Genomic DNA, 19503 nt, shown 5'->3' on the forward strand with positions numbered 1-19503 from the left:
TAATCCATCCCTTCAGCTTTTAGTATTCTGTGGTCGTCGGGCTCATTGTCAGCGACAGATCCAGATTCCCGTTGCGGGTACGGATCGCATCCAGAAACTCCTTCTGGCTGATGTGTTCATCGAGAGTGACGCTGTAGACCAGTTCATACAGGCTGCCAAGCTCGGTCGTACGTATTTTTTTCAGCTCATAAGCGACATTGAATCTGTTAAATACTTCGGCGAAGGCTTCTTCATAGCCCAGATTTTCCGGGATGGTGACCTTCAGTGTCTTTTGCATCGTTTTTCTGACGCCAAAACCTGTGCGGTTCAGGATAAACATGATGATGCAGAGAATAATGGTGAACAGGACAGCATATCCGAATGCACCTACGCCGCAGGCAAGCCCGGAGGCCATGGTGAACAGGACAAAGGTGATATCCTTGGGATCGCCGGGCGCGCTTCTGAAGCGGATGATCGAGAACGCTCCCGCCAAGCTGAACGCTCTGGCCACGTTGCTGCCAATCAGGAGAATGATGATGGCTACAATGACCGGCAGCAGCACCATCGTTAAGGTGAAGCTTTGCGAATAACCGGCCGGGCTGGTCTTCATATAAGTCAGGCTGATCGCTGCCCCGAGCACCAGGGAGATCAGGATGGTCAGAACCGCATTTCCAAAAGTTAGCGCCGCAGTATCGGAAACGGTGGTAAAAATGGAATCAAGCATACAGTGCACTCTCGCTTTCTACTTTGCTGTTTCTCAGCATTTTTTTGTATTCATTGCCGTATTTGGAGAAGCTGGTCCGGTACATCTGGTGTTCGGAGAGCATTTTGGACAGCCAGACCGGAATGGTCTTCTCGGCTTTGACTTCCATCAGCCATTGTCCCGGCTCCATCAGCAGCTCGCCATAGGTGCCGTGCTCCATATTCAGATCACACCGCCGGCTTCTGATATTCGTATCAAAGGTGATGCGGAGATCCCGGTTATTTTTGCAGAACAGCGCCTTTCGGTCATAGGACAGATACACCATCGGCTTCAGATCGTAGCAGCTCAGGAAGTACCTGATTTCCTCAACCACCTGCTTGTTCATGTAGTCCTTGTATTCCGGCGGGATGCCGGTGCGGACAAAATCGTAAGCTTCATGCAGCTTAAGCGATGTTCTTCTTTTGTTGACGAGTCCGAAGACCTTCTTCTTGATTTCCAGGTAGACCTTCGAATCCTTATCCGGAACACCGTAGGCTCTGAGACGGAGTTTCTCTTTGTACTTGGGCTTCGACAGGCTGTTGCGGATCAGCGTATTGCTCGGTGTGTCATAGTACAGATTAGTAATGGAATAAAACTCATGCTGTTTGTTGAAATCATCCGGTTCCATATATTCAAGCAGCTCATTATAGATTTTGAGATACGACTCATTATCAAGCAGATATTTGTTCTCGTACCGGTTGAATACCTCGATCGCCATGGGGTTCAAATCCTTTCTGGTTCAGTGTTTCGTGTGCCGCACTTGGCTTATGAATGTATCTTAGCGTCCGAACCTTTAGTGAATCTTAAATGGTTTTACATGGTTCTGATTTTTTTACACGGAGTTAACAATTGGTTTGATATATAGTAGAAGGCTTATAATTTGTCCTGAAAAAAGAATTCATTAAGTTTCATTAAAGGTAATGTTGTTATAATGGCGTAAGCTTAAGAACTTACCAATCAAGCACAAGCAGGGGATGACTGACTAATGAGAATACTGATCGTAGAAGATGAGGTGCACCTGGCCGAGGCCGTGACCCAAATCCTGAAAAAGCATAACTACTCCGCAGACGCAGTCCATGACGGCAGAACAGGCCTGGATTACGCGCTGAGCGGGATCTATGATCTGCTGCTGCTCGACATCATGATGCCGGAGATGGATGGGATCAGCCTGCTGCGGACGCTGCGGACCCAAGGTATAGCGACACCCGTGATCTTCCTGACTGCAAAGGGTGAAACTGCGGATATGGTAACAGGCCTGGACTACGGGGCGGATGACTATATTGCCAAGCCCTTTTCATCAGAAGAGCTGTTGGCCAGAATGCGGGCGGTGCTGCGGCGCAAAGGCGAGGTGCTGCCGGATGATGCGCTGAAATTCGGGGATCTGGAGCTGAACACGACGAATTTGCGGCTGTCAGTGAAAGGCAAAGAAATGAAGCTTAACCTTAAGGAGAATGAGCTGCTGGAGCTGCTGATCGTACGCAAACAGTCGGTTACCTCCAAGGAGCAGATCATTGAGAAGCTGTGGGGCTTTGATTCCGAAGCCGAGCATAACAATGTCGAGGTCTATATTTCTTTTTTGCGTAAAAAGCTTACGTTCCTGGGATCAGCGGTACGCATCAGCACGATCCGTAACGTCGGCTATGTCCTAGAGGTGAATGCCTGATGTTCAAAAAGCTCAGAAACCGCTTCTTAATCGTAAACCTGGCGACCATCTCCGTAATGATGCTGGCTGCGTTTGCTACCATCTATATCATTAACTATCTGAACGTCCGCAATGATATTAATATGGACCTCCAGCGGATTACCGAAGCCTTCCAGAAGCCGGGCATCGGCGAGCACCGCGGCGGAGGAATTGACGGCGGTACCGGTGGCGCTGCTGAAGCGGGGATAGACGGCGGCATGCCGCGTCTGGATAGCGGGGCCTTCGGCAGAATGGGCGGTGGCAATCCGCCGCCGGAGCGTTCCATCTCCTTCATGATTGAAACAGATAACGAGTGGAAGCAGACCGGTACACCGGCTTCACAGTTCAGCATGGACGATGAATTTTATGCGCAGGCGCTGCAGGAAGCGGTAGACATGGACACCCCTACAGGGCGGTTCGAGCTGGACGGCAGTCTCTGGGCCTTTGAATCCAACCCGACCGCTGACGGGCACATGCTTGTCTTCCTGGACATTACCGCCCGGCAAAAGATTCTCACGAATCTGATCTATACCTTCACCCTTGTCGGCCTCGTCATGCTGGTTATTCTGTTCTTCACCAGCCGCTACTTTGCGAACCGTTCTATTAAGCCCGTACAGGAAGCCTTCGACAAGCAGAAACAGTTCATCGCCGATGCCTCCCATGAGCTGAAGACGCCGCTGGCTATCATTAATACGAATGCCGATGTGCTGCTCGCCAACGGGGAAGATACCATTCTTCAGCAGTCCAAGTGGCTGCACTATATCAAATCAGAGACCGCACGGATGGCCAAGCTGACGAATGATCTGCTCTATCTGACGGAGATGGATGATTCCCGCACCGGCATGATCCATGCGCCGTTCAACATCAGTGAAGCGGTGGAGAATATCATCCTGACGATGGAGGCCGTAATCTTCGAGAAGAATGTCGTGCTGGAATATGATATTGAGCCGGATTTGACTGTGCACGGCAACAGCGAGCAGATCAAGCAGGTCGTAATGATCCTTCTGGACAATGCGGTAAAATATACGGGTCCGAAGGGCGAGGTTACCCTCTCCTTGCGCAAACAGCATAACGATGTGCTGCTGTCCGTCACCAATACCGGCGAAGGCATTGCGCCTGAGCATCTGAACCGCATCTTCGACCGCTTCTACCGTACAGATACTTCACGGGCCCGCAAGCTAGGCGGCCACGGCCTCGGGCTGGCAATCGCCAAATCGATTGTGGAGCAGCATCACAAAGGCAAAATTTATGCCAAAAGTGTAGTCGGGGAATCCGCTACGTTTTATGTGCAGCTCGGTTAGAAAAAATCTTTGTTATATTCAGCAAAACGCCCGGTTATTTTCAGAAAACGGGCGTTTTTCGCCGTGTAAAGGGCCTCTCCCTGGTACCCTTTGCCCATTCCCGTATCAACCGGAAATTTTATTTAAAATTTAAAGCTTTCTTCGCTTTCTGCCGATAAAATAGTCAGATATGTCGACTTTGTTCGACAACTTGAGCCTGAAGTGGAGAAGTGATAAAAGCGTGAAAGCACGAAGCATTGGCACCAAGATCAGCCTGATTGTAATCGGAGTACTGTTAGTCTTTTCGGCGGCCGTAGTTTATGTGGTTATTCATGAAATGCAGGGTGGGATTAAAGCCTTTGCCCGGGAAAAAGCCAAAAGCGACCTGGAGCTGGCCGGAGGACTGCTGGATTATAAATACCCGGGGGACTGGGCTGTCAGGGACAACAGTCTGTACAAAGGCACAGCCCGGATATCCGGCAATAATGAGCTGGTCGACGAGATCGGACAGCTGACAGGAGATACGGTAACGATCTTTCAGCATGATGAACGGGTGGCTACCAATGTCATGATAGACGGGGAACGGGCAGTCGGAACCAAGGTGTCGGAGACGGTTGGGGAAGCCGTGCTGAACAAGGGGGAGCAGTATTACGGCGAGGCTAATGTGGTCGGTAAAACCTATCAGTCCGCTTACCGGCCTATCCGGAACGCCGGCGGTGACATTATCGGAATTTTCTATGTAGGTGCCCCGCAGGACATCATCGATGTCATTATCTCTTCATTTGTGAAGCAGTTCATAGGCGTAATGATTATTGCCATTGCTGCTGCAGTTGCCGTCCTGCTGTTCTATATCCGGCGGATGAGCAAGCGGCTGGGAAGCGTATCCGCGGCACTGCAGCGTGCAGGCAGCGGTGACTTCACCGTCGTAGTCAAGGACCGTGCACAGGATGAGATCGGTGACCTGGTTCACAGCTTCAACCAGATGAAAACGAGCCTGCAGGGGCTGATCCGGCACGGGATGGATAATGCAGCCAAGGTAGCTGCTTCTACAACCTCCATCATGGAGATTGCCGGGCAGACCTCGGCAGAATCGAAGCAGATCGCTGCAGCAATCGATGAGGTTGCCCGCGGCGCCGAGATCCAGACGTTCAGCACTGCAGAGAATCTGAAGGCGATGGAAGAGGTCTCCGTGGGCGTGCAGCGGATTGCTGAGAGCGCCTCAGAGATATCAGAATCCGCCCGCCATTCCAGGCAGCAGGCGGAGTCGGGCGCCCGTTATGTCAATGACACCGTTCAGCAAATGGACAATATTCATGCTTCAGCCCGGGAGGCTGATGAAATCATGCACCAGCTTGACGGACAATCACAGGAAATTGCCGGGATTCTGGAGGTGATCACCGGAATCTCCGGCCAGACCAATCTGCTGGCGTTAAATGCTTCGATTGAAGCAGCCAGAGCAGGCGAACATGGCCGCGGCTTTGCCGTAGTAGCCTCTGAGGTACGGAAGCTGGCTGAACAGTCCGGCAAATCATCAGAGCAGATCGCGGCATTGATCGGGCAGATGGAAGGCGGCATGAAGCGTTCCACGGAGGCAATCGCCCGCATGGTCGGTGAAGCCCGGAAGGGACTGGAGGTGGCCCGGGTGACCGAGAACAATTTCCGGGAGATTCTGCTGACGAGCGGTCAAATCTCTGCCCAGACGGAGGAAATGGCGGCAGCCTCGGAGCAGATGTCAGCTGGAGTCGAGCAGATCACCGCATCTGTCACCAATATCAGCGGGATTGCCCGGACTACCAGCGCCCATACCCGCCGGGTAGTCTCGGCAACTGCAGGACAGCTGAAGGGGATTGAGAGCATTAACAATTCTTCTGCAGAACTGGGGAAGGCTTCGGCAGACATGCAGCAGTCTCTTGAGAGGTTCACGGTTTAAGTCTTCTGAAATTGAAATCCGGATGCGTTCTGTATATGATATGTACATCAATACTACCGGGAGGCATCATTTATCGTGGCAGTACTCATCAATGAACAAATCAGGGCATCCGAGGTTGTCCTTACAGGCTTGAAAGGCGAAAAGCTTGGCGTCGTCTCCAGAGAGGAGGCGCTTGCCATGGCCCGTTCGGCCGGTGCCGATCTCGTGTGCACTTCGCTTATGAGCAGCCCGCCGCCCTGCAGCCTGATGGCCAAAGGCAAGGCAAAGGCGGCAGCACAGAAAGAAAATGCTGCAGCCCGGAAGGCAAGCGCAGGCAAAGCTGCGGGCGGAGGCGGCAAAGAAAAGGTCAAGGAGCTGCGCTTCACCGCGCATATTGAGGATCATGACTATGAGACCAAGCTGCGCCAGGCGGACAAGCATCTTCGTTCCGGTAAACCGGTACAGCTCGTGGTCAAAGCTTCAGGTGCGAAGGAAGCTGCGGCTTCCAAGGCAGTCATCGAGCGGCTGCTTGCCGATCTTAAGGAAGCCGGTGTGAAGGAAACCGGCATCCAGACGGGCGGCAAGGGCTCACAGGTCAAGGTGAATCCGCGGTAAACTAAAGGCAGCCTGGGAATCCAGGCTGCCTTTAATTATATCCACATTTTATGCTGAGGTAACGGTCTTAAGGCCTCTCCTCCGCATGTTATACAGCTCCGGAAGTACAACTCCCAGCAGCACCAGCACGACCCCTGCCCATTGCAGCCCGCTCACATGCTCCTTCAGCACGAATGAGGACAGCAGCACCGCTACCGGCAGCTCGGCTGCACCGAGAATTCCGGCCATGCCCCCTCCGATATGCGGGACACCGATTGCGAACAGCACCGGCGGAATGAACGCTCCGAACAGCCCCAGCAGGAAGCCGAACAGCAGCAGCTGGCCCCACAGGAGACCGTTAAACAAGAAATACGGCGGGAATAAAATGCACAGCAGCACAAATCCGCCTGTAACCATCCAGGCACTCCGGTATGCCGGATGCACTGCCGGCACAGCCTTGCCGCTGAAGATAATGAACATCGAGTAGCTGACGGCAGACAGCAGTCCCAGTGCAATGCCCAGCATATTGAACCCGGCTGCACCTTCTCCCAGCACACCTGCAGCCAGCAGGGTTCCTCCGAACAGCAGCAGCAGGGTCAGGACCGTAATTTTATCCGGACGCTGGCGTTTGCTGACGGCCTGAATCAGCACGCTGATCCAGGTGAACTGGAACAGCAGAATAATGGCCAGTGAAGCCGGAATGTAGCGCAGAGACTGGTAATACAGCAGACCGGTAACCACCGTCGGCGCTCCGGCCATCATCAGCAGAAGCCGCTGCTTCCAGGTCATCCGTGGTAATGCCTTTTTGGCTGCGGCTTTCGTGATACCTTGGCTCCGCTGTTTCCGCGTTTCTTTTACCCTGGTGTATAGAGCCAGCAGCCAGGCCAGTATACAGCCGGTCAGCAGCTGTGTACCGACCACTTCACCCAGCTGGTACCCTTCCCCGTAAGCCAGAACAACAATTGTAGATAAAATTCCATAGCTCATCGCACCGACCAGCACGGAAAGTAAGTACTTCATATCTTTCATATCTGTTTTGCCTCCTGAATACTATGAATCTGCCGTAATACGCAAAAAATCCTAACTCCGGAGACAAGCGCCAATTTTCTTGGGCTTATCATCGTAGTTAGGAAGTATAGGCTTCCTGTAGAAACCCCCGCCCTGTTGATGCCTTACGGCTGCGGGGTTATACGAGAACATTATATGATTAATTTGCATGACGACTTTTCATATATTACAGGGCAAGTGAGGCAGTGTCAATCCCCGGATATCCGCAGATCGGGTGCTGCAGCCGCCATTCCGCTTAGGAATCAGACTCTTCATCCTCGTCCCCGGCAGCAGGAGATGCCGCAGCTTCATTCCGGCTCCACTCCAGCATAGTCAGGATATCTTCATCTTCAGGGTCCATGCTGTGTGCGATCTCAAACTCTTTTACAGCTTCCTCATTGCGGTCCAGATAGTAATAGGCATAACCTACACGGAAGTGCCAAAGCGGGTTGTTTCTTTCCTTTTCATCAATCTTCATGAACCATTTAAGCGCTTCCTTATAACGTTCCAGATTATTCAGTGCTCTCCCCAAATGAACGGCCAGTTCATCGTCGATTAACGGTGTGGGCACTTCCTTGATCCGGTCTACGATTTGTTGAAATTCATCCTCTTCATGCCAAGCATTCAATTGTGCAATAAGCTCACTTCTCATTCCTGACGCCTCCCGGTTATAGGTAAAAATAGGATTAAAAGATCCCTTGTGTTTCTGAGTATCCTCATAAGAAATACTTTACCATTGTTGACGCAGGTTTTTCCAATATATCCGGAAAATCAGCTGTAACCGTATCTATCTGCTTTAAGGGCATGCTTCAAAATATGTAGTTGGATTTCCTCCACCTAATCTAATCCTTTTGCATCATTTGTGATGATTAGTTGGAAATCCTCCCTTTATTTCGGCGGTTACCTGCCCTTGGAGGCGAATCCGGTACAATTAAAGGGAGTTATTCCGGTTAGCAGTGCAATCCGGGTATTTGCCGGAGAATTAGCTGGAGGAATTCCACTTAGCGCCCGGCAAAAGACAAAGCCCCCTCTACCGAGGGAGCTTTATCGCAGCTTTTATAGGGTTACCCGTTCTTAATCGGTGCAGTAAGCACGGTCTCACCCCGCGGGGTGTCCCCGCCAGCGTCCGGCTCAAGCGTAATCATTACCGTATCGTAAGATTGCGGCTGGAACGAATAATAGAGCGCCCCGCTTCCGTCAAGCGGCACAAAGGTTCCCGCGTTCTGCGGCTTGTCCCCTTTGATCAGCCATACCTGGTAGACCTCAGTTCCTGTAGGCTCCGGCAGATTCTCCGCCTGTACTACAAGATGGCTGCTTCCGCTGCCGGCAGCAATGGTTGCCATGCCGCTTGCGGTATTCCCCTCCGCTCCCGGACTAAGCCGGGCTGACTCATTCACCTTCAGCTCATGCGCTGCCGCTGTGCCCGGGGCCGCCTGACCCTCCAGCCGCTCCACATCCTGCCGCAGCTGTCCGTTATAAATAATCAGACCCAGCACCGCAGCAGCGAGACCAAGGCTTACATACCGCCATAGGGGAATCCGCTTTGGCGGTACGCTGTTCCGGGTCTCGGTCTTCACAACCGGCCCGGCGGGAACAATCTTAGCCGGTTCCTTATCTATAGGGGGTTCTGCCGGAGGAGGCGGAGGATCCGCTTGCAGCATCCGGGACAATACACGCGCTTTCATTCCCGGAGGCGGCACGAGCCGCGGAGAACCAAGCGGAAGCAGGTCCAGCACAGCACGGTATTCGCTTACAAGCTTCCGGCAGTCCCCGCATTCCTCCGCATGATCCTCAAATTTCTCCATTTCCTCTCTGGTCAAGGCATCCAGAGCATATAGTTCTGCCAGTTCACATACAGATTCCTGCTCAAACTCTTCAGTCATGTGCATGCTCCCTCCTTCCCAGGCGGATCAGTCTTTTTCTAAGCTGTCTCATCGCCATTCTGACCCTGCTTTTCACCGTACCTGGCGGAATGGATGCAAAATCGGCTGCCTCCTGCTGTGTAAGCCCCTGATAATAAATCAGATCAAGCACCTGCTGCTGATCCCGGCTCAGCTCGCGCAGCGCTTCCCTGACCTGTTCTCCAATCATAAGCATTTCTGCCTGCTCTTCGGTTATGTCCTCAGGAACAGCGGCCATCTCCGGCACCTCTGTCTCCCCGTCCGGCTGGTCTTCTGCCGGTCTCTGCCTGTGAAGATGTTCCAGAGCGATACTGCGCGTCACTGCGAACATCCAGGCTGAGGGCTGGCTCCGGGCAGCATCTGACTGCCCTGCACTTTTCCAGATCCTCAGGAACAACTCCTGCATAACCTCCTCGGCTGCTCGCGGATCCTTCACAATCTGGCAGGCAAAGCTGTAAATAACCTGTTCATACCGGTCATATAGCTTGCCGAGGGCATCCGAGTCTTTATGCGCTATGCGTTCAATCAACTGCCCGTCGTAAGCTGCATCGTTCACTTTCAGTCCTCCCTTTTCCTCTGTCACCTCTACGCTGAGTGTTTGATTACCTTACATTTCACTGAGTATACCCCCTTTTGTTAAGAGGCTCAACTTGGATCCAAGGACAGGGACCGGATAAATTCCAGATACACTTGATTAAAAGCAGCAGGATTGTCGATATTTGCACAATGTCCGGCGCCGCTGATTTCAGCATATTGGGATTTCGGCTCCAGTCTCTGTAATCTTTGGCCGGCTGTCCGGATCAGCTCCAGATCATATGCTCCGCATACGATCAGCAGCGGATATTCTGCAGGTTCCACTGCCGGTCTGAACAGCTTGCCCATTCCCCCCATGGCCTTAAAGGATTGCCTGGTGAAGTGCCGGATACCCTCCCGGAAGGCTTCCTTTCCATTCTCCGAGTGTACTGCCGTTTCCACTACGTAACTTTTAAATTTCTCCATGGAGAAAATAATATAAATCAGTGAACGCAGCATTTCCTTCCTCTGTTTCCTGAGGATGTCCTTGTTGTCCTTATGGATGGAATATCCCCCGACGATGCAGACTGACCGGACTATGGACGGATACTGGCATGCTGCAGCCTGCGCAACGAGCGATCCGAGGGATACGCCCAGCAGATGGGCTTTAGCCACTTTATTTTCTGACAGGATGTGATGGATAATCTCCGGCATATGGCTGAAATCCAGGTTGGACTTCTCTGCCCTGGTGCTTCCGTGGCCAAGCATATCAATGGCGATCAGAAAATACTGGCTGCCTAACGCTCCGAACTGCTCCCTGAAAATATGATGGTCACTATAAGCGGCATGCAGCAGCACAATGGCCTCTCCATCCGGATTGCCGGTTGTATAATAGTACACCTCTGTCCCCTGAAAGGAATGCTTCCGTTCCGTCAGCTGTCCCATTTTATCCCCCCGTTTATGATCAGCATCTCTTTAGACCAGTCCAGTGTATGACGCAGGCTGCCGTCCTAGACTTTATAGTTCCAGCCAAGAATAATCTCCGTGCCTTCGCCCGGAGCAGAAACCACGTTAATTGTGCCGCCCATAGCCTCAACTAACCCTTTGGAAATCGCCATGCCGAGCCCCGTTCCATTTGCCGTCGAAGCCGTGTCGCCCCCGCGGTAATACCGCTCGAATAAATTGGCCGCTGTATGTTCATCCATCCCCTGTCCGTTATCCCGGAAAATAATAGCTATACCGCCGTTATCCTGCATTGCCAGCGTTACGGTTAAACGGGTGTCCGGCGAATTATGCAGCAGGGCGTTGGCAGTCAGGTTGCCGACTACCCGCTCCATCCAGGGAGGATAAATCTGCAGAATAATCTCCTTGTCCGCCGGCTGGCAGATGATCCTGTTCTCCCCGTACCCGGGATTCGCTGCCGCCTGCTCCAGCGCACCGGCCAACCAGGCATTCATCTCTACAGCTTCCAAATGCGGAGCCCGGATACCCGACTTCAACCGGTACGTCATGGCCAGATCACTGATCAGCAGATCCATATGCGCGGACTTTTCCAGCATGATGCCGGAAAATTTGCGGACTTCCTCCGCAGACCAGTCGTAGGTCTCCTCGGCAAGCAGATGGGCATATCCTTTGATGGAGGAGAGCGGTGTTTTGAGATCATGGGTAATGCCGGTAATCCATTCTTCCCGCAGCGTCTCCGTCTCCCGGCGCAGCTCCTCATCACGCCGCAGAATGCCGGAGAGCTTCTCGACCGAGAGCAGCACATCGGCAAAGGTATGATAGCGCCTTTTCCACCTGCCCGACTGCTGCCTGCTGCGCGGTCGCCCCTTGCGGTCTGCCGGCTCTGCATAAGCTCTCCGCCCGAGCGAATCGAGCCAGTCCAGCATATGCAGCATCGGGGCACCGAAGCGGTGTGCGTTCAGGAAGGCCAGCAGGGCGAACACCAGCAGAATGGCCGCAAGCATCCCTGCGATGCCGGTAAGTACAATCCTCATTTCTGCAGAGATAAAGGACTGTTCGGAGGACGTCCGGTTCGCCCCTGACGGCAGCCCTACCACCCAGGTCAGGCTTGTTGCCTCATCATAGCGGAATAACATGCGGTAACCGTATCTTTCTGTATACACAGTGCGTAATGCCAGCTCCTGCACAGTATATACTGCCGGTACTGTGTCCGGACGGTAGAGAGAGGCCAGCTCATGACCCTGCGGATCCAGCAGCTGTACATACCCCCCGAGGGCTTTAACCCGGCTCCCGGTCCCCTCAGGCAGCTTAAGCCTGCCGCCCTCATAAGAAAATGGCCCTGCGGCCGCTTCCTTCAGCAAGGGTTCAATTACCTTGGGCTCCCCGTACAGCAGCGTGTACATCCGTCCGTGCTTTTCCTGCATCCATAAATAAATTTCATAAGGAAAATCAAGCTCCATCCGCCAATAAGCCATCAGTTCACCCGGCAGATACTGCTGGGGGACATCGGCAGGAGTATTGTAGGACTGCTCCACGCTTCCGCTCTCATCCAGACTTTGCAGCCAGCCGTGATTCTGCTTAACCTGATTCAGCAGCTCCGGATCAAACCGGATGCCGTCTTCTCTCAGCTCGGACGATTCTACAAGCTGCTCCAGGCCGAATGAGGCAAAATTATCGGAAAAGTTAACCTCTGCCAGCCGTTCCAGCACCCAGAAGACCGTGACGGCTGCAATCAGCAGTACGCTGAATCCGGCAATCGCCGAGTGCAGCACGAACCTGAGCGTTAGTCGCCTTTTCATCTTCATGACTGTCTCTTGACCCTCCCGCTGCGCTGTACCAGCTTGTACCCGAGACCCCTGACATTAACCAGGTACTGCGGATTTGCAGGTTCAACCTCGATCCGTTCACGAATCCGGTGAATATGTACCATAACCGTGTTGTCGTCCCTCAGTGCCGACTCGCCCCATACCCGTTCGTACAGTTCGCTTTTGGTGAACAGCCTGTTGGGATGCTTGCAGAAAAACAGCAGCAGCTGAAACACGAGCGCCGGGCACGGTATGACTTCTCCCTCCACTCTCAGCTCACCCGCTGTCTCATCGACCTGAAACCTTCCATAGTCATAGCGGATGTTGGGCTGAACCTGGCCCTCACGGTCCTTGTCGGAAATAAGCTCTCCGCTGTCATTAGGAACCTGAACATTCGGACCTCCGGCCAGGCCCAGATAACGGCGCAGCTGTGAGCTGATCCGGGCTACCAGCTCCAGCGGGTTAAACGGTTTGGTTATATAATCATCGCCGCCGACGGCAAAGCCGGTAAGCTTGTCAAAATCAGAGACACGTGCGGACAGGAACAGCAGCGGCGCATTTGTCGTTTGCCGGAGAAAGGGACAGATTTCAATCCCGCTTCGCCCGGGAAGCATTACATCCAGCACAATCAGATCGTATACCTTGGCCTGACAGGCCTGTATAGCGGCTTCGCCTGTACCTGCCGAATCAATATTGGTGAACCCTTCCTTATGCAGCACTGTTTTTATAAGTCCGACAATGGATTCTTCATCATCGACCAGCAGAATAGCAGCATTCTTCACACCGTTTCCCCCTTAACCGGTAATCGCCATTATCATACCATGAGTTGCCCGGTCAGAACCGAAACCTTGCCTTAACAGAAGCTTAATTTGCAGCCTCTTTGTCCCGCCAAAATTAAGAAAGGGTTAAGCAGATGTTATAATCACGGAAATACTGCCCATGTACACTGAAGGAGGTGGTAGAAAGACAATAACCAGCAGGAGGAATCGTTATATGGGGAGAATTGGACAGTTAATAGCGGGAAGTACGGTCATGATACTTATATTATCTGCATGTGGAGGAGAGAAGGCATTGAATAACAACCCGGAAGCATCAGCACAGAACACACAGGCGGCTGAGAACACCGCATCACCCTCAGCCTCTGCCGTTAGTGACAGGAATGACAGTACCGTTCAGCCGGAGAATCTGGCTGAGGCCCTCTTAAAAAATAACTTCAGCGGAATCTATGCACGGTTCAGCCCTGAATTCAAACAGCAGGTCAGTGAAGCGCAGGTTGCAGAGATGGGGACTTCATTCATTGAAGGTGTACAGTCCTTTGAGCCCTCTTCGAATCTGACCCTAAACGGCACAGAGCAGCGGTCCTGGAGAAGTGATGCCGGTGACAAAGGAATCACTGCCGTCTTTGATGAGGAGGGTATAATTCTTGGCCTGCAGCTTACAGGCCTTGCTGCCTATCCCGAAACAGACGGGGCGCGGACTAAGACTGCCATTACCCTGCCGCTTAACGGAGAGTGGCTCGTATTCTGGGGCGGCAGCAATGTGCTGGACAATTACCACTATGAACACGTAAGCCAGCGGTACGCTTATGACTTTGTGCAGGCAGTAGACGGTTATTCCTATACAGGAGATCCTCTGATCAATGAGAGCTATCATGCCTTCGGCAAGGATGTCATTGCTCCCGCCGATGGAGTAGTAACGGAAGTGGTAAATGACATCCCGGATAACTCGCCGGTAGGCGTGATGAATGAGAAGGTCCCTGCAGGCAATGCCGTAGTGATTGACCATGGCGGGGAGTACAGCTTTCTGGCACATTTGAAACAGAGTTCCGTGACCGTTAAGAAAGGCGATCAGGTCAAAACCGGCGATGTCATCGGGCAGCTCGGCAACTCCGGAAATTCCAGCGAGCCGCATCTGCATTTTCAGGTATCGGACGGAGCCGACCTGTTCAGCTCCCGTTCCTTGAATATCCGGTGGAACGACAATCTGCAGCCGGTCAGAGGCCGGACCGTAACAGGGGGAGCAGCAACTCCTTAGAAGGTATACTGGTAAAGAGGTGAATAATGAAGCCTATTCAGAGGAAAATGATTCAGCTGCCTAGCGGCCGCCTGGAGTACGCCTGCTCGGGTGAAGGAGCGCCTGCCGTTATTCTGATCAACGGGGGAAGCGGTCCGATTGAAGGATGGTATAACGTGTTCCACGAACTGGCCGGGGATACCTCCGTTTTAGCCTATAACCGGTTCGGGGTTGGAAAAAGCGGCAAGCCTTCAGGGCCCCAGCACGGTCAGGCTGTCCTGGACACGCTTAGAGAGCTGCTTCAGGCAGCAGGAGTCCGTCCGCCTTATCTGCTTTCAGGCCACTCCTTGGGAGGACTGTACGCAAATCTGTTTGCCCGGAAGTATCCCGGTGAAACCGCCGGGTTAGTCCTGCTTGAAGCCAGCCACCCGCAGGACTTGCTTATCAATGACACCCAGAACGGATTCATCCGGACCCTGAACCGGCTGCTCCGGACAGTTGACCGCCTCTCCCCGCACAAAAAATGGGGCGAAGTTAACTTTGTAGAGGATACGGTCCGGCAGATCGGGGAGGCCGGCCCGTTCCCGGATATCCCGCTGGTGGTAGTCGCCGGAAGCAAAAAACCGCCGATGATGCCGGAGCAGGCCTACCGTCTAAGAACTGCCCATCAGCAGGACTTCCTGCAGCTTAGCAGCCAGAGCCGACTTATCACTGCTTCCCGCAGCGGACATTTTCCTCAGCTCTCCGAGCCTGAAATTGTTATACAGGCCGTTAAGGAGTGTCTTGCCATGGTGAGACATCACCAGAATTAGAATCTGGCCGGATCGCGGTCAATAATTACTGCAAAAAAGCCTTTGCTCCTGGAGCAAAGGCTTGAGTACCGCGTATACTGTACAATCAGCAGCGGTCCGCCCGGATAACCGGGCAGGCCGCTCTGCATTCTCTTACGCCGTACGTCTTACACGGTGGATTTTTTTGACAGGCACAGCTTTTTTCCGGGCATGAAGCTTCTTCCTTCTGATCAGCGCCAGTCTTTTTCTGGCCGCCAGCAGCGCCCTTCTTCTTTTTACATACCGGCGTTTAATCAGTTTGATGCGCTTTTTGGTACGGTATTTCGCACGCAGGGCTTTTTTGCGTCTCAGCTTCAGCTTCAGTTTTCTCCGCAGCCGCAGTTTCTTTCTTAATCTCAGCAATCTGCGCAGCCGTGAGCTGCGGTGCTTGCGTCTATGCGGCTTCACCTTCACCGGAGTGCTCTCCAGGACAGGCGGCACGATTTCCGGAGCAGCAGCTGTGAACTGGGGCAAAAGAGGCGGCGGCAGAATAACCGGTTCCTGAAACGGCGGCGGCGGGGTGTCTACATGCTGAATTTCCGGTACAGGCGGCGGCTCATACGCTTCTTCCGGCTGCACAGGGGGCGGATCAAATACGATATTGACCTGCTCCGGCTCGGAAGCCTGCTCCTGCACCACTTCCCTCGCCCATGGCGTCATCGCAAGGAATTTATAATACAGCCAGGCTGCCGGAGAATCGGAATCCCACCATTTATTGTCTCCGGCGAAATGGACGATTTTATTATCCAAATCGAGATCGGAATGAGCGAACGTGTTATAACGTAAATCCAGCTGCAGATAGTTGGAGCTGTAGATCGCGTTCAGGACATCCTGGTCAGGCATCGTGACGGTCGGGAAATGACGGAGGAAAGCCAGCATTTCTTCATACCAGGTCTGTTTGGCACGGATATTATCCAGATGAAACAGAATAACTCCTGAGTTAAAATACAGCTCCGCACTCAGCCCCAGCGAAACGAAGTACTCCATCAGATTCTGGCCCTGGTCGATGACTGCACCCAGATAGCGGTCCCCCAGATCAATGCTCCACAGTTCGTTAATATCCATATTGACCAGAATGTCGCAGTCCAGATAAATAACCTTTTCCGAGTGGATAAACAGCGGCAGCAGCAGCCGGTACATGCTCGCCATCGTCCAGAAGTTGATTTTATGCACGCCCGATGCCACTTCATACAAATCGTGGGGAACCGTAACATGATAAAAGTGGATGTTATGCCCGAATGAATCGGTCAGCTGGTTAAGCTTTAGTTTGTTCTCTTCACTGACGGAATCGTCATGTACAATGTGTACATTGATTTTATGTGCGGTATTGGCGAAGACCGAGGCCAGCACAACCCCCGCATGCTCCGTATAGCTTCCGTCCTTATCGTTGATCGTCAGAACCAACTCAATCATTCTCAAGGATCACCTACCCTTAAAATTGTACTGCTGCATAGTTACCTGATGCATTTGACTACTTTAAGTGTATGTTTACCCTGATAACTGGATTGGACTATTCCCCAGTGGGCAGACGATTTATTTTGTATCCTCTTCCGCTCCGGCACTCATTCTTGTAACAGATGCCCGGTCTCCCAGAATATGGCGGGCAGGCTGCTCCTGGATTTCCTGCTCCTGCAGCTGCACCTGGGATCCGAATATACTATCCTCTGCGTGAATTCGGGACAAGCGCACCCGGTCGGTCAGAATACTGTTGGACAATAGGCTGTCCTCAACCACACTGTCCGGGCCAATATACACATAAGGGCCGACTGTACTGTTCGTTACCCGGGCGCTCGGATCGATCTTAACGGGAGGAATCCACCGGACAGAAGGATCCATGCCGGCAGGCGCTGCCAGATTCAGCGGGTCATGCTCCATCTTGTAGCGGTTCGCGGCAAGCCAGCGTTCATGGGTCCCGATATCAAAGAAAGGCGCTGCAGCAATGCTGTAGGTAACCTGTCCGCCGTCTGAGATTAACATTTGAATCGCATCCGTCAATTCATATTCCCCGCGCGCTGATGGAGCGAGCCGCTTAATTGCCGGCCAGATGGCTGAAGTCAATGCATATACACCGACAATCGCCAGGTCTGACTTGGGCTCGCGCGGCTTCTCCTCCAGCCCTGTAATCTGCCCGCCCTCAATAGCCGCAACTCCAAACTGGCGGGGGTCCTTGACCTGCTGCAGCAGGATGGAAGCCGCAGACTTGTCTGCCTGCAGAGATTCAATCAGCGGTTCCAGCTCCCCCTCATACAGATTATCACCAAGCATCAATACGAAGGGAGAGTCTTCCATGAAATCCTCTGCGCTTTGGACAGCATGGGCCAGTCCCTTGGCTTCATTTTGCAGCAGGTAGGTTACCGAGACGTCCCACCGCTTCCCGTCCCCTATCATTTCCCGGATCTCTCCCTGCGATGGATTGACTACGATTCCAATATCACGAATTCCGGCAGCAGCAAGCTTTTTGATAATAGAGACAATGATTAATTCCCCATTAACCGGCAGCATGCACTTTGGCCTGGTGTAGGTCGAAGGCTGCAATCTCGTTCCCCTGCCGGCGCACAAGACTAATCCTTTCATAAACGTCCCTCCTGCTCTTAAAATCTTAAAGCGCTGGACACATTATCCATGTGTTCTTTTTATTTTATGCACAAGCTGTAAGGGGGCTTGGGTATATATTGGACAGCAATAACCTATTAATATATTCAGTGATAGGATTGCAGAAATCCGGAAAAAAAAACCAAATAACCCATCGACGGAGTCGGTGGGTTACGCAGCTTTCACAGAGAGCTTATGAAGGGAAAAACTTATGCTCAAACGTATCGCTGTCAACCGGCTTGGAGAACAGGTAGCCCTGGCCTGAATCACATTCCAGATCCCTCAGCAGCTTCAGCTGTTCTATAGTCTCCACGCCCTCACCCACCACTTCAAGACCGAAGCGGCGGCCCAGCATAATAATGGCCGAGATGATCTTCTTCTGCTGCTTCAGATTACGGTTAAGGAAGCTGCGGTCAATCTTCAGGCAGTCTGCCGGAAATAACTCCAGATACTGTACAGAGGTATAGCCTCTGCCGAAATCGTCGATGGAAATGCTTACCCCATAGGTCTTCACTTCCTGCAGCAGCGGCACTGCTTCTTTCATATTTCGCACCATGGCGCTCTCGGTAATCTCCAGCTCCAGAAAGGCACCGTCCAGATTATGCTGCTGCAGCGCTGCAGAGACAGCGTCAATCAGACCGGGCTGCAGCTGATGCGGGGATACATTGACTGACATGCGGAAGGGCTGCTGCTGGCGCAGGCTCCAGAATCTGGCCTGACGGCAGGCCTCCTCCAGTACCCAGCGGCCCAGATCATCAATCAGTCCGCTCTTCTCGGCCAGCTCAATGAACCGGTTAGGCATAATCCGTCCGTACTGCGGATGGTCCCAGCGCACCAAAGCTTCCATACCTTTGAGCCCTCCGCTCAGCAGATCGATCCGCGGCTGATAGAACAGCACCAGTTCGTTCCGCTCAATGGCCTGCTTCAGATCGCTCCCATGTAATTGGGGTTCTTCATCTGCGTCTTTCTTCTCCTGCTCATACAGAATAAAACGCTCCTGGGAGCCTGGAGCAACTTCATTCATCGCCTGCTCCGCCTGGGCCAGAATAGTGATCCAGGAATTTCCCAGCTCTGCAGCAATGGAAGCTCCGACACGGACGGTCAATTCGTACCTGGTTCCCTTGAGTACATACTCCCCTGTAAGAATGGTTGTCAGCAATCTGGCGATTCCACTGACCGTCTGCACTTCCGTCTCCCGGCAGACGATGATCATCCGGTTGCCGTCGGCCTTATACTTGCAGCTTGTATTGTCGAGCAGAGGAGACAACCGGCTGCCGGCTATCCGCAACAGCCCGTCTCTTGTATCCTTGCCTTCCTGGCGGACAATCTCCGCCAGCTGGTCAAAACTTAAGGAGAGAATAGAAAACGTCATAAAATTACTGCCATACGTCTCCCAAAGCTCGGGCCAGCCCATCAGCTCCGAAGGGGGCGGTTCCACCGGACAAGCTGCCATCTCCGGCAGTACTGACTGTATAAAATCATTGTTTCCAGACATCGCTTAACACCTCCATGGATTACGGAATGGCTGCGGCAGATACAGCACTTGCATGCCTTCTTCCTGCTGATGCTGCATACAGGTTCCATATGATGCTTTATGCTATAACAGGGCTGCCATGGAGGCCAGTTCAATCTTTTTATACAAAAATTTCAGGTC

At 52.7% G+C, this 19503-nt stretch carries 18 protein-coding genes and 1 riboswitch; of the genes, 6 read left to right on the forward strand and 12 right to left on the reverse strand.

Annotated elements, in window-relative coordinates; all coding sequences use genetic code 11:
- Positions 1-19: 19 nt before the first annotated feature.
- Positions 20-703: a DUF4956 domain-containing protein gene (locus C2I18_RS11390; protein WP_249901293.1), complete on the reverse strand. Its 684-nt coding sequence runs from the start codon at positions 701-703 to the stop codon at positions 20-22.
- Positions 696-1439 carry a polyphosphate polymerase domain-containing protein gene (locus C2I18_RS11395; RefSeq protein ID WP_249901294.1) on the reverse strand — a complete coding sequence of 248 codons (744 nt, stop codon included), beginning with the start codon at positions 1437-1439 and terminating at the stop codon, positions 696-698. Before C2I18_RS11395 ends, C2I18_RS11390 begins: the two co-directional genes overlap by 8 nt.
- 267 nt (positions 1440-1706) lie before the next feature.
- On the opposite strand from C2I18_RS11395, the gene C2I18_RS11400 reads away from it, so the two are divergent.
- The 4 genes from C2I18_RS11400 (at position 1707) to infC (ending at position 6206) form a co-directional block, all read left to right on the forward strand.
- Entirely contained in the window at positions 1707-2384 is a 678-nt protein-coding gene (locus C2I18_RS11400) for a response regulator transcription factor (protein WP_249901295.1), read from the forward strand.
- Positions 2384-3703: a sensor histidine kinase gene (locus tag C2I18_RS11405; RefSeq protein WP_249901296.1), complete on the forward strand. Its 1320-nt coding sequence runs from the start codon at positions 2384-2386 to the stop codon at positions 3701-3703. The genes C2I18_RS11400 and C2I18_RS11405 overlap by 1 nt, the downstream gene beginning before the upstream one ends.
- A gap of 178 nt (positions 3704-3881) precedes the next feature.
- A complete protein-coding gene (locus C2I18_RS11410; protein WP_249901297.1) occupies positions 3882-5612 on the forward strand; it encodes a methyl-accepting chemotaxis protein in 1731 nt (576 codons plus the stop codon).
- A 75-nt stretch (positions 5613-5687) separates the two neighbouring features.
- A complete protein-coding gene (infC, locus tag C2I18_RS11415) occupies positions 5688-6206 on the forward strand; it encodes a translation initiation factor IF-3 (protein ID WP_249901298.1) in 519 nt (172 codons plus the stop codon).
- 48 nt (positions 6207-6254) lie between these two features.
- On the opposite strand, the gene C2I18_RS11420 is transcribed toward infC, so the two are convergent.
- The 7 genes from C2I18_RS11420 to C2I18_RS11450 all read right to left on the reverse strand — a co-directional run bounded on the left by C2I18_RS11420 (position 6255) and on the right by C2I18_RS11450 (position 13196).
- Positions 6255-7205: an EamA family transporter gene (locus C2I18_RS11420; protein ID WP_249902086.1), complete on the reverse strand. Its 951-nt coding sequence runs from the start codon at positions 7203-7205 to the stop codon at positions 6255-6257.
- 83 nt (positions 7206-7288) lie between these two features.
- A riboswitch (purine riboswitch) is annotated at positions 7289-7399 on the reverse strand.
- An 89-nt stretch (positions 7400-7488) separates the two neighbouring features.
- The gene (locus C2I18_RS11425) at positions 7489-7884 is read right to left on the reverse strand and encodes a tetratricopeptide repeat protein (protein ID WP_249901299.1); all 396 of its coding nucleotides are present in this window, start codon (positions 7882-7884) and stop codon (positions 7489-7491) included.
- Positions 7885-8296: 412 nt separating this feature from the next.
- On the reverse strand, positions 8297-9115 hold the full coding sequence (locus C2I18_RS11430; RefSeq protein ID WP_249901300.1) for an anti-sigma factor: 819 nt from the start codon (positions 9113-9115) through the stop codon (positions 8297-8299).
- Entirely contained in the window at positions 9108-9689 is a 582-nt protein-coding gene (locus C2I18_RS11435; RefSeq protein WP_249901301.1) for an RNA polymerase sigma factor, read from the reverse strand. Before C2I18_RS11435 ends, C2I18_RS11430 begins: the two co-directional genes overlap by 8 nt.
- Positions 9690-9778: 89 nt before the next feature.
- The gene (locus C2I18_RS11440; RefSeq protein ID WP_249901302.1) at positions 9779-10591 is read right to left on the reverse strand and encodes an alpha/beta fold hydrolase; all 813 of its coding nucleotides are present in this window, start codon (positions 10589-10591) and stop codon (positions 9779-9781) included.
- 65 nt (positions 10592-10656) lie between these two features.
- Positions 10657-12408, reverse strand: a complete 1752-nt coding sequence (locus C2I18_RS11445; protein ID WP_249901303.1) for a sensor histidine kinase — start codon at positions 12406-12408, stop codon at positions 10657-10659.
- A 2-nt stretch (positions 12409-12410) separates the two neighbouring features.
- Positions 12411-13196 carry a response regulator transcription factor gene (locus C2I18_RS11450; RefSeq protein WP_249901304.1) on the reverse strand — a complete coding sequence of 262 codons (786 nt, stop codon included), beginning with the start codon at positions 13194-13196 and terminating at the stop codon, positions 12411-12413.
- A 289-nt stretch (positions 13197-13485) separates the two neighbouring features.
- Here C2I18_RS11450 and C2I18_RS11455 point away from each other — a divergent pair, with 289 nt between their 5' ends.
- Complete coding sequence (locus C2I18_RS11455; RefSeq protein WP_249901305.1) at positions 13486-14448, forward strand: peptidoglycan DD-metalloendopeptidase family protein; 963 nt, start codon at positions 13486-13488, stop codon at positions 14446-14448.
- Between the two features lie 26 nt (positions 14449-14474).
- A complete protein-coding gene (locus C2I18_RS11460) occupies positions 14475-15239 on the forward strand; it encodes an alpha/beta fold hydrolase (RefSeq protein WP_249901306.1) in 765 nt (254 codons plus the stop codon).
- A 132-nt stretch (positions 15240-15371) separates the two neighbouring features.
- On the opposite strand, the gene C2I18_RS11465 is transcribed toward C2I18_RS11460, so the two are convergent.
- From C2I18_RS11465 to C2I18_RS11475, 3 genes are all read right to left on the reverse strand, one after another.
- On the reverse strand, positions 15372-16670 hold the full coding sequence (locus C2I18_RS11465; RefSeq protein ID WP_249901307.1) for a glycosyltransferase family 8 protein: 1299 nt from the start codon (positions 16668-16670) through the stop codon (positions 15372-15374).
- 120 nt (positions 16671-16790) lie between these two features.
- A complete protein-coding gene (locus C2I18_RS11470; protein ID WP_249901308.1) occupies positions 16791-17831 on the reverse strand; it encodes a sugar phosphate nucleotidyltransferase in 1041 nt (346 codons plus the stop codon).
- A gap of 211 nt (positions 17832-18042) precedes the next feature.
- Positions 18043-19344 (reverse strand): putative bifunctional diguanylate cyclase/phosphodiesterase, encoded by a 1302-nt coding sequence (locus C2I18_RS11475; RefSeq protein ID WP_249901309.1) that lies wholly within the window; start codon positions 19342-19344, stop codon positions 18043-18045.
- Between the last annotated feature and the right edge of the window lie 159 nt (positions 19345-19503).

It is taken from the genome of Paenibacillus sp. PK3_47, assembly GCF_023520895.1.
Classification (GTDB): domain Bacteria; phylum Bacillota; class Bacilli; order Paenibacillales; family Paenibacillaceae; genus Paenibacillus_AQ.